This is a genomic window from Halalkalibacter suaedae (genome assembly GCF_017939705.1).
GTDB lineage: Bacteria > Bacillota > Bacilli > Bacillales > Bacillaceae_D > Halalkalibacter > Halalkalibacter suaedae.
Genome location: NZ_JAGKSQ010000006.1, coordinates 224,807 through 236,943, shown reverse-complemented (window position 1 = coordinate 236,943; position 12,137 = coordinate 224,807). Strand labels below are relative to the sequence as shown.

The following is a 12,137-nucleotide window of genomic DNA, read 5'->3' as shown; positions in this document are numbered from 1 at the left end:
AATGAATCTGTCTTTTGCTGCATAAGGCTAATTTAAGACAGGGAAGAGGAGGGGAGAACAATGGGTTACGAATTAACAACAGCAACATGGTTGTTATTGGCGATTCCTATGCCATTATTAATTATTTTATCGTTAATCTCATTATCAACAAAAAGGAGTGAGTAAATTTGGAAACGGCCACGTTAGTCACATTTATTATTTATTTAGTAGGGATGCTTGCAATAGGACTTGTCTCATACAAATTAACGAGCAATCTTTCTGATTATGTACTTGGAGGAAGGCGTTTAGGTGGAAGTGTTGCCGCATTAAGTGCTGGTGCTTCGGATATGAGTAGTTGGTTATTACTCGGATTACCTGGTGCGATGTATGTCGGTGGTATGGGTGAAATATGGATTGCTGTTGGTTTAGCAATTGGTGCGTATTTAAATTGGCAGTTTGTTGCGGAGCGTCTTCGCACTTACACTGAGGTAGCGAATGATTCAATTACGTTACCTGATTTCTTAGAAAACAGGTTTCATGATAAGTCGAACTTACTTCGTATTATCTCTGCACTTGTTATTCTTGTCTTCTTCGCATTTTACACGTCATCTGGTCTTGTTGGTGGAGCATTGCTATTTGAAGCTTCATTCGGGATGACTTACACTCAAGCCCTATGGATTGGTGCAATTGTTATTATTTCTTATACTTTCCTAGGTGGCTTCCTTGCCGTTAGTTGGACTGACTTTGCACAAGGGATTTTAATGTTCTTAGCATTAATTATCGTGCCAATTGTTGCAATTTCAGAAATCGGTGGTTGGAGTGAAACAGTAAATGCAGTTGGAGCAATTGATCCTGCCTATTTAGATGCGTTCCAAGGAGCCACATTTATTGGGGTTATTTCTTTACTTGCGTGGGGTTTAGGTTATTTTGGTCAACCACATATCCTGACACGCTTCATGGCTGTAAAGTCTGTTAAGGAAATTCCAAAGGCTCGTGCAGTTGGGATGACATGGATGGTTCTTGCCTTATTCGGTGCGATTTTCACTGGATTTGCTGGTATTGCCTATTTCTCAGCTGGTGGATTAGGTGGAGGAGCTCTACCTGAAGGCGCACACGAAACATTATTTATCATGTTTACTCAAGTGTTATTTAATCCTTGGGTATCAGGTTTCTTACTCGCAGCGATTCTTTCAGCAATTATGAGTACAATTGATTCACAGCTACTTGTATCATCTAGTGCATTAGCAGAGGATGTATACAAAGCCTTTATTCGTAAGGATGCGAGTCAGAATGAACTTGTTTGGGTTGGGCGTCTAGGTGTGGTCATTATTGCACTTATTGCGATCTGGCTTGCCTATAACCCAGAAAGCTCTGTTCTTGATTTAGTTGGTTATGCATGGGCTGGTTTTGGGGCTGCATTTGGCCCTGTTATTATTCTGGCTCTATTCTGGAAACGAATGACACGTAATGGTGCATTAGCAGGTATGATTGTCGGTGGAGCAACCGTTATTATCTGGGCGGAATTGACGAATTGGTTTGATATCTCAGCAGATCAATATCCGATTCTAGGCCTATATGAAATCATTCCTGGTTTCATTCTTGCATGGCTTGCTGTTTGGTTAGTCAGCTTGGCAGGTCAAGAGCCTTCTAAAGAAATTGAAGAAGAATTTGAAAAGGCAACATCGAAAACGGTATAGTAGTTAGATTAGATTGAACTCCCAGTGGTGATAGCTGGGAGTTCTTTTCTTGGAAGGAATGCCGAGTCATTACCGCTTATTGCCTATAGGTGTGTAATTTGGTATTATTAATCATATTGTCATTACGTGCAAATTTTTGCGGAGGTGAATAGATAATGTCCCGAATTTCAGAGGAACAGGTGAAGCATGTTGCTAATTTAGCAAGACTTGCGATTACTGAGGAAGAAGCAACAATGTTTACACAGCAGCTTGATGCAATTATTTCATTTGCAGAACAGCTAAATGAGCTTGATACAACAGGAGTAAAGCCGACGACACATGTGCTTGATATGAAGAATGTGTTGCGTGAAGATAAGCCAGACAAAGGTTTACCAATTGAAGATGTATTAAAAAATGCACCAGATCATGAGGATGGACAGATCCGCGTACCGTCCATTTTAGAATAGGGGAGGACAAGCTTAATGTCATTATTTGACCATAAGATGTCAGAGCTACATTCGATGCTTCAGAGCAAAGAAATTAAAGTTTCTGATCTTGTAGATGAATCGTATAAGCGTATTTCTGAAACAGATGGTAAAGTCAAAGCGTTTATGACGTTAGACGAAGAAAAGGCACGTGCATATGCTGCTGAATTGGACGAAGCGCTTGGTTCAGGAAGTGAACGTGGGCTTTTATTTGGTATGCCGATTGGAATTAAAGATAACATCGTAACAAAAGGTTTACGCACAACATGCTCAAGTCGTATCCTTGAAAACTTTGATCCAATCTATGATGCAACAGTTGTACAGAAGTTGAGACAAGCTCAATCAGTTACAATTGGAAAGCTAAATATGGATGAGTTTGCAATGGGATCGTCAACTGAAAACTCAGCCTATCAAGAAACGAAAAACCCATGGAATCTTGACCATGTTCCAGGTGGATCAAGTGGTGGATCTGCAGCAACCGTTGCAGCAGGACAAGTTCCTTTTGCACTAGGGTCAGATACTGGTGGTTCGATTCGTCAGCCAGCAGCTTATTGTGGTGTTGTTGGATTAAAGCCTACATACGGACGTGTATCTCGTTTTGGACTAGTTGCATTTGCTTCGTCACTGGATCAAATTGGACCAGTTACTAGAACAGTAGAAGACAATGCGTATCTTCTTCAGTCAATTGTCGGTGTCGATCCAATGGATTCAACATCAGCGAATGTTGAAGTACCTGACTTCTTATCTGCTCTAACGGGAGATGTTAAAGGATTGAAGATTGCAGTTCCGAAAGAATACCTTGCTGAAGGTGTTCAAGAAGAAGTTAAGCAATCTGTGCTAGATGCATTAAAGGTTCTAGAAGGACAAGGAGCAACATGGGAAGAGGTCTCATTACCGCATTCTAAATATGCTCTTGCAACCTACTACTTAATTTCTTCATCTGAGGCATCTGCCAATCTTTCTCGTTTTGATGGTGTTCGCTATGGATATAGAACGGATAATGCTGAAAATCTTCTTGAATTATATAAGCAGACACGTGCAGAGGGCTTTGGGGATGAGGTTAAGCGTCGTATCATGCTAGGAACATTTGCTCTAAGCTCTGGCTACTATGATGCTTACTACAAGAAAGCACAGCAGGTTCGTACTTTAATCAAACAAGATTTTGAGAAAATCTTTGAAACCTATGACGTTATTATTGGACCAACATCACCAACCCCAGCCTTTAAGATTGGTGAGAACACGAAGGATCCATTAACAATGTATGCAAATGATATTTTAACAATTCCAGTGAACCTTGCAGGAGTACCAGGGATTTCAGTTCCTTGTGGATTCAAGGATGGTTTACCACTTGGCCTACAAATTATCGGGAAGCATTTTGATGAAAGCACTGTGTATCGTGTGGCACATGCCTTTGAACAAGCAACAGACTACCACACTAAAAAACCAACACTGTAAGGAGGGATTGCGATGAATTTTGAAACGATTATTGGACTTGAGGTCCACGTTGAATTAAAGACAGAATCGAAAATTTTCTCAGCTAGTCCCAATCATTTCGGGTCTGAACCAAACGCGAACACAAGTGTCATTGACCTTGGCTATCCGGGAGTTCTACCTGTTTTGAACCGATCAGCTGTTGAATTTGGAATGAAAGCAGCGATGGCATTAAATTGTCAAGTTGCTACAGATACAAAGTTTGACCGTAAGAACTACTTCTATCCAGACAATCCGAAAGCATATCAAATTTCACAGTTTGATAAGCCGATTGGCGAACATGGCTGGATTGAAATTGAAGTTGACGGCTATAAGAAGCGTATCGGGATCACTCGTCTTCATCTTGAAGAGGATGCAGGTAAGCTTACGCACTCAGGCAATGGTTATTCGCTTGTCGATTATAACCGTCAAGGAACACCATTAATTGAGATCGTTTCAGAGCCAGACATCCGCACACCAGCAGAAGCATATGCTTACTTAGAAAAGCTAAAGGCAATTATTCAATACACTGGCGTATCTGATTGTAAGATGGAGGAAGGATCTCTTCGCTGTGACGCGAACATTTCTCTTCGTCCTGTTGGTCAAGAGAAATTTGGAACAAAGGCAGAGCTTAAGAATTTGAACTCATTTAACTTTGTTCGTAAAGGTCTTGAATATGAAGAGAAACGTCAAGAGCAGGTATTATTATCTGGTGGGATCATCGAGCAAGAAACACGTCGTTATGATGAAGCAGCTAATAAAACAGTCTTAATGCGTGTTAAAGAAGGTTCTGATGACTATCGTTATTTCCCTGAGCCAGATTTAACTGATTTGTATATTGATGAAGAATGGAAGGAACGCATTCGTGCGGAAATTCCAGAGCTTCCAGATGCTCGTAAGCAACGTTATGTTGAACAATTAGGACTTCCAGCGTATGATGCGATGGTTTTGACATTAACGAAGGAAATGTCAGATTTCTTTGAAAGCACAGTTCAACAAGGTGCTGGAGCGAAGCAAGCATCGAACTGGTTAATGGGCGAGGTTTCGGCATATCTTAATGCCGAACAAAAAGAATTAGAAGATGTTGCCTTAACGCCTGAAGGATTGGCAAAAATGATTCAATTAATTGAAAAGGGGACAATCTCTTCGAAAATTGCGAAGAAGGTCTTCAAGGAATTAATTGAAAACGGTGGCGATCCTGAGCAAATTGTTAAGGATAAGGGACTTGTGCAAATTTCTGATGAAGGTGCACTTCTGAAGATGGTTACAGAAGTTCTTGATAACAATGAACAATCAATTGAGGATTACAAGAACGGAAAAGACCGGGCAATTGGTTTCCTTGTCGGACAAATTATGAAGGCATCAAAAGGAAAAGCCAATCCACCAATGGTGAACAAGCTCTTACTAGAGGAGATTGCTAAACGTTAAAGGAAGTATAGAAGGTTTCCAAAAAAGGAGAACATTGGCCTTTTGGAAACCTTCTTCTTTATTTGCTGTCTGGTGTTGATTTAATGTACAATACAATTTAGAAGAATTTGGATAGACTATTACATTGAAGTAGGGGATCCGCTATGAAACGAGCTCGTTTTATTTATAACCCGACATCGGGACGAGAACAAATAAGAAAGAATCTTGCCTATGTTCTAGAAAGACTAGAAAAGGCCGGCTATGAAACGTCTGCCCATGCGACAACAGGAGAAGGCTGTGCTAAGAGGGCCGCACGAAAAGCAGGAGAAAACGGGTATGACCTTGTCATTGCTGCAGGCGGTGACGGTACAATATTTGAGGTTGTCAATGGTTTAGCTGATTTGGATAAAAGACCAATGCTTGGTTTAATTCCAGCTGGGACAACAAATGATTTTGCTAGAGCCCTGCACATTCCACGTGATATTGAAAAAGCCTGTGATGTCTTATGTGGAGATCATCTTGAACCGATTGATATCGGTAAGGTTGATGATCGTTATTTCATTAATATTGCCGCTGCCGGATCGCTAACAGAGCTGACCTATGAGGTTCCTAGTAAATTAAAGACCGCAGTTGGTCAATTTGCCTATTATTTAAAAGGACTTGAGAAGCTCCCGCAGGTCACACCTAAGAGAGTTCGAATTGAATACGACGGGAAACTTTTTGAAGATGAGATTATGATGTTCCTCGTAGCAAATACGAATTCTGTTGGTGGCTTTGAAAAGCTTGCTCCGAACGCCTCTTTAAAGGATGGAATGTTCGATTTCATCATTGTCAAAAAGATTTCATTTCCTGAATTTATTCAGATCGGCTCCCTCGCCTTACGTGGTGAACATATTAATCATCCAAAGGTGATGTATGTTCATGCAAATCGTATTAAGGTCCAAGTAGAAGGAGACATGCAATTGAATCTAGACGGTGAACATGGTGGAGCATTACCTGCTGAATTCGTTAATATGTATCAGCATTTTCAAATGCTGACACCAAGTGATCGCAAAAGTAAATACTAGATGAGAAAGAGAGTACACCTAATCGGCGAACTCTCTTATTTTTGTGACATTTTTAATGCTATTTGTAAGTGTGGTACAATGATTCACGATAACCGAGAAAAAGGACGGAACCTAATGACGAAACAACCACTACCTGTTCAAAAGAATGAACAGCTTCAAGTCGAAATTGAAGATTTAACGCATGAGGGTGCAGGCGTTGCCAAGGTCAATGGCTACACCTTATTTGTCCCGAAAGCACTTCCTGGGGAACACGTAACGATAAAAGTAACGAAAACGAATAAGGGCTACGGCTTTGCTCGTTTACTAGAAATAAATGAAGCGAGTCCACATCGCATCGAGCCACCATGTCCAATTTACAATCGCTGTGGTGGCTGTCAGGTCCAGCACTTAAGCTACGAGGGACAACTACTAGCCAAACAAAAGCAAGTCAAGGACGTCCTTGAACGAATTGGCGGAATTAAAGACATCCCAATTCACCCGACACTTGGGATGGACGAGCCATGGCGCTACCGCAACAAAGCACAGGTTCCGATTGGGGAAGAAGGTGGGCTTGTGATAGGTGGTTTTTACCAAGAACGCAGCCATCAAATTATCGATATGGACGAATGTCTTATACAGCATGAGGACAACGATAAAATTGTAGCCGTTGTGAAACGAATTGCTAACAACTATGGCATTAGAGGCTATGATGAAGAAAAGCACAGAGGCACATTACGACATGTTGTCGCAAGAAAAGGCTATAAAACAGGTGAAATTATGGTGGTTCTTGTTACAAGAGGACAAGAGCTTTCACATAAAAAGCAATTAATTGACGAGATCCAAGCCGAGATCCCAGACGTCAAATCAATTGTCCAGAACATCAACCCAAAACGAACGAATGTCATATTCGGTGATCAAACAACAGTCCTTTGGGGAGAAGAATATATTCACGATTACATCGGAGACATTAAGTTTGCGATCTCGGCACGCTCCTTCTATCAAGTAAACCCAGAGCAAACAAAGGTCCTCTATGACAAAGCACTAGAGTACGCCGAGTTATCAGGAAAAGAAACTGTGATCGATGCTTATTGCGGAATAGGAACGATCTCATTGTTTCTAGCTCAACGTGCAAAACATGTATACGGAGTTGAAATTGTTCCAGACGCGATTGCTGATGCAAAGCGAAATGCTGAACTAAACGGCATCTCAAATGTGGACTTTGCAGTAGGAGAAGCAGAGAAGGTTATGCCATGGTGGTATGCACAAGGCATCAGACCAGATGTCATCGTTGTGGACCCACCACGAAAAGGCTGTGACGAAGCATTGCTAGAAACGATCCTAAATATGAAGCCAAAGCGCGTCGTGTACGTCTCCTGTAACCCGGCTACTCTCGCTCGCGATCTGAAGTATTTGGAGCAGGGTGGCTACAAGACGAAGGAAGTGCAACCGGTAGATATGTTTCCTCATTCGACGCACATAGAAAATGTTGCAGTACTTGAAATGAATAATTGATAAAAAGAGTCCGAATTTGGGCTCTTTTTTAACTGGCTTCTGGTTGAGATGAATAAAGGCTAGAGATAGATAAAATGTGAGATTGTTTCAATGTGTACTAGACTCATACTAGCAGCAGATATAGTGGTGATTTTGAAATAACCTAATGAATATAAATTGGGTATTTATGCTAAAATTAGGGTGTTAGATGGAAGGGGGATGGAAGGGCATTATGGTTTTTGACAATTGTTTCTATCTTACTAAATATAGCACCAATACTTTTAGAACGAAAACGTAAGAAATAATGACTTATTGCCACATCATTTATATCATATTCAATTATTGTTTCCGTCTTTTGTATAAATAAATGAGGAGCGATTGCTCAATAAGGGTAGTCACTCTTTATCGTAACTGGCAGGATATATAAATTATAAATGCGATATGAATGGAGGGGGAAAAATGGAACTTTGGGTTATAGTTTTTATTTCAGTTACAGCACTTTTCGCACTTATTAAATATACGTTTAATCAAAGGAAAGACAGAAAAAGAAGTACTCTGATGAACACCTTTGGCCCCGCATTAGCTGTAGGAGGTTTATTTGCTACTCTGTCCAGCTTATTAGTTTTTTTTATCAATTAACTGCGATCCTTATATTTACAGCTACGTACTCAAGCCATGTGGAGTGCGTAGCTGTTTTAGAATTTGAAAAATAAATTTTTCTAAGAAAAGAGTTCAAGAAATTGGACTCTTTTTTGTGTTAGGAAGAAGGATAGGGGGAGGGTTAAAGGAGGTCGGACCATTTGCTTTAATATTCTCATGAAAAGGACTTCTTGCATCGCTTACACGGTTAAGCAGTCTTCGCAATGTTGTTTTTTTCTTCATATGAACATCAATTTTCTTCTGACTATCCTAATCTGTTTCACTCACTAACATAGCTATAGCCATCGGGCTGAAAATGTGATATATTACCTAAGGCTAAATGTCTAAATTAAATATGGGCAAACTATTTGAAAAAATAGGACGCAAAACTATAGGGACTAAATACTAGACATATGTATAAGTCTGCCAGTTGCTTTTCATACAACAACTACTAGGTTGTGTGACTACTTATGGGCTACTTCCTATGGTTGTAGTCTTTTATTTTTAGTCTTATGTTAAAGCTTTAATTTTTCGACTTTACACATGTTGCAAAAGGCTGGAGATTAAGAGTGTCCGAGCTAAGTGATTTCCTGTGGTAGAAATCAACAACCAAGTTTAACAGAGATTATTTTTAAAATAGTTAAGTCTTTTGTTAGCATAGCCGATAAGACATAAGCCGACATTTTTTTCTTTTCGCAATAAATCTAAATTAATTACTTAAGGGAAGTGTACATCAATGAGAAAATGGTATTCTAATATATCATTAAAGACAAAAAGTATTTTATTTAGTATCATCACAACTACTTTAGTTGCTATTTTGATAACTGGGGTTAGTTACTCTGTTAATTCTAATTTCATGTTAGACGATCTTGTAACAGATGCTGAACAAATTGTTGAAACATGGTCACAGGATATTGATCCTAAAGATGTAATCGAAGTAATGGGAACAGATGATGAGAATAGTGAAGCGACTCAACGTTTGGTTAGTCATTTTGATCAATTATCAAACTATCAACCTTCAGTTGCACAGGGTTATATTTTTGGTACTGAGTTAGAAAATGGATCAGAAACGAGTTTAGTTGCTGCACCATCAGGATTATTAGACATACTTAAAACGGAAGCGGATTTAACAGTTGGCGATATGTATGGTCAGCCTGATAATATTGTCAAGCTAGTTAACAAGCTGACGGCTGAAAAGGAAATAGTCGTTTCTGATATTTACTCAGATGGATTAGGTACATGGATTACAGTTGCTAAACCGTATGTAGATGAAAATGGTAATGTTTATGCTTATTATGGAATGGACTTTAATGCACAAGGCTTTGTAGATAGTCAACGAAATATCCTAATGACTGTAGGTATAATTCTATTAATTGTCGTTGTGGTTATTGGCGTGTTGGAATATTTCTTGTTAGGAAAGCTATATAAACCAATTGGTGAGCTTGCTAGTGGGATTGAGTCTGTCACAGAAGGTAATTACGATGTGAGATTAAGAGAGTCGAATGATGAAATTGGTCGGGTAGCTGTAAGCTTTAACGCGATGGTAGATAATATAAGTAGGTTAATTAATTCTATTGAATCGGCATCGAAGAATACATCAAGTAACTATGACTCATTGTTCGCTTCTGTAAACAGAACTAGTGAGAAAATGGATAGTATTACTAAAGACGTGTCAGAAATGTCAGGAAGATTTGATTCTCAGAGTGGATCTGCTTATGAGATTTCCTCTTCGTTGCAACAGTTATCTGCTGGTGTGGAGACGGTTGCTCGTAATATTTCTAATGTCAGTGAAAGATCAAAAGAAACTGAGAGTCGTGCATTGCAAGGGAATGAGTCAGTAGATCAAGTAGGAAAACAAATGGGATTGATTAATCAATCGTCACAAAACTCAGAAAAGATTATCCGAAATCTTAATGAACGTTCTAATGAAATTCATTCGATTGTTGGACTGATTACAAGCATTTCAGAACAAACAAGTCTTTTATCATTAAATGCTTCGATTGAAGCGGCTCGAGCAGGGGAGCATGGTAGAGGATTTGCGATTGTTGCTAATGAAGTGAAAAAGCTAGCGGAACAATCAAAAGGTTCAGCAGAGCAAATTAAATCATTAATTGATTATATACAAAATGGGACAGAGGAAGCTGTTACTTCAATTAATGAGGGAGTCAAATACGCGAACGCCGGTGTATCTCTTGTAAAAGAGACAGGAGTCCTTTTTGCTGATATTCTTGACTCTGCACGGGATGTGTCTGCTCAAATGGATGAAATATCTGCAGCAACAGAACAAATGTCTGCAGAAAATCAAGAAATCACATCTACGTTTGAACAATTTACAGATTTAACCACACAAAATAGCGATACAGTTATTACACTAACAGATAGTATTAAAGATCAGAAGGTTTCATTCGATACTATTGTTGATTCAGCACAGGATATGAAAAAATTAATTAATAATCTTGAGGAAGCTGTAAAAACGTTAAAAGTATAGACCCTAAAACTTGTTCAGTACTAACAAGGCCTATAGGATAAAGTTCCTATAGGTTTTTTGTGTTGAAGCTTTTCATAGGGTGATATCCGAAAACTAAGGGGATTTTCAGAAAATAATTTATTATCCTTAATCATGATTGAGAAACACCGGCTAATCTCTTTAGTAATGGTAGATATAACACTCAATACTTAAGCATTGAGTGGAAAATCTCATCTACTTACCAATGGTCAGGTTTGAATGGAGTAACTACTGGTAATTATACCCATAAATTAGGAGTAATGTAGGAGTTATTTTCCAGTTAAAACATTTATAATGATTAAGTTGCTTAGATTAGACATATAAACAAAAAGGGTGTGAGAAGTTTTGAAAAAAAGTTTATCTATTCTTTTAGGGGTTTTCTTCGTTTTGATGTTAGCTGCGTGTAATTCTAGTGCTGATACGGTGAATAATGAGGATGGCACTTCAAGTGCAAAGAAATCGGATCTGACATTGGAGCAAGTTTTTGAAAAAACGACAGAGGCATCTAAAGAATTGAATAGTTTCAAAGTGAATATGGATTTAAACCAAGTAATTAATTCGGATCAAGATGAAGCAGCTAATGTGACATTAGAATCGACACTTGAAATGGATGTTGTTCAAGATCCTATGGCTTTTCATCAAAAAATAAGTACGGAAATCCCTGGTACAGAGCAAGTCATGGAGGTTGAAAGTTATTTTTCAAAAGACGGTATGTACTATTATGAGCCTACTAGCCAAACTTGGATGAAGTTCCCGTCTGAAATGATGGAACAATTAGTACAAATATCGAATCAACAGACAAACCCAGCAGCGGAAATTGAAAACTTGAGAAGATTTGTTGATGACTTTACATTCCAACAAGATGATAAAAGCTATATTCTAGTACTAAATGCTTCTGGTGAAAAGTTTACTGACTTTCTGAAGGAAACGGTGGAACAGACGTTGCCTGAGGGGATGGCTAATTCTGCAGAAGCTATTGAAAGTATGAAAATCAATCATATGGATTACGAGATACATATCGACAAAGAGACCTATTATCCAACAGTATTAAATCTCAACATGGAGATGGAAATGAGTGCGGAAGGACAAAAAGTAACAATAGCACAGGATATGAAAGGCCAGTATGTAGATCATAATCATCTTGAAGAAATTGAAATTCCACAAGAAGTTATTGAAGGTGCGGTAGAGGCACAACAATAATAATCTGGAAGGATGCGGGAATCTTTGAATAGATTCTCGCTTTTTTACGGTCCTTTAACTTTTTACATCCTAAGTCATTCTTCCCACTTCATCACCCTACGCAATCGTTTCTAATATAAAACTAGGTAGGAACACCCTATTAAAAGTACTTTATCGATTTTTAATAGAATAATGACTTAAATAGCATTATTAAAAATAGTGCTATCTAATTATTGAACATATATTACAAATTTTGGTA

The 12,137-nt window shown here is 38.7% G+C and carries 8 protein-coding genes and 1 riboswitch; all 8 genes read left to right on the top strand.

Annotation, left to right across the window (positions count from 1 at the left end):
- Positions 1 to 167 precede the first annotated feature (167 nt).
- Entirely contained in the window at positions 168 to 1,676 is a 1,509-nt protein-coding gene (gene putP, locus J7W16_RS15615; protein WP_210598353.1) for a sodium/proline symporter PutP, read from the top strand.
- A 155-nt stretch (positions 1,677 to 1,831) separates the two neighbouring features.
- Positions 1,832 to 2,122, top strand: a complete 291-nt coding sequence (gatC, locus tag J7W16_RS15610; RefSeq protein WP_210598352.1) for an Asp-tRNA(Asn)/Glu-tRNA(Gln) amidotransferase subunit GatC — start codon at positions 1,832 to 1,834, stop codon at positions 2,120 to 2,122.
- A gap of 15 nt (positions 2,123 to 2,137) precedes the next feature.
- The gene (gene gatA / locus J7W16_RS15605) at positions 2,138 to 3,595 is read left to right on the top strand and encodes an Asp-tRNA(Asn)/Glu-tRNA(Gln) amidotransferase subunit GatA (RefSeq protein WP_210598350.1); all 1,458 of its coding nucleotides are present in this window, start codon (positions 2,138 to 2,140) and stop codon (positions 3,593 to 3,595) included.
- A gap of 12 nt (positions 3,596 to 3,607) precedes the next feature.
- Positions 3,608 to 5,038 (top strand): Asp-tRNA(Asn)/Glu-tRNA(Gln) amidotransferase subunit GatB, encoded by a 1,431-nt coding sequence (gatB, locus tag J7W16_RS15600; protein WP_210598348.1) that lies wholly within the window; start codon positions 3,608 to 3,610, stop codon positions 5,036 to 5,038.
- 143 nt (positions 5,039 to 5,181) lie between these two features.
- Entirely contained in the window at positions 5,182 to 6,084 is a 903-nt protein-coding gene (locus tag J7W16_RS15595; protein WP_210598346.1) for a diacylglycerol kinase, read from the top strand.
- A gap of 114 nt (positions 6,085 to 6,198) precedes the next feature.
- Complete coding sequence (gene rlmD / locus J7W16_RS15590; RefSeq protein WP_210598344.1) at positions 6,199 to 7,575, top strand: 23S rRNA (uracil(1939)-C(5))-methyltransferase RlmD; 1,377 nt, start codon at positions 6,199 to 6,201, stop codon at positions 7,573 to 7,575.
- A 966-nt stretch (positions 7,576 to 8,541) separates the two neighbouring features.
- Positions 8,542 to 8,631: riboswitch (cyclic di-GMP riboswitch) on the top strand.
- Positions 8,632 to 8,929: 298 nt separating this feature from the next.
- Positions 8,930 to 10,681, top strand: a complete 1,752-nt coding sequence (locus tag J7W16_RS15585; protein WP_210598342.1) for a methyl-accepting chemotaxis protein — start codon at positions 8,930 to 8,932, stop codon at positions 10,679 to 10,681.
- Positions 10,682 to 11,044: 363 nt separating this feature from the next.
- Complete coding sequence (locus tag J7W16_RS15580; protein ID WP_210598340.1) at positions 11,045 to 11,899, top strand: DUF6612 family protein; 855 nt, start codon at positions 11,045 to 11,047, stop codon at positions 11,897 to 11,899.
- Positions 11,900 to 12,137: the final 238 nt, after the last annotated feature.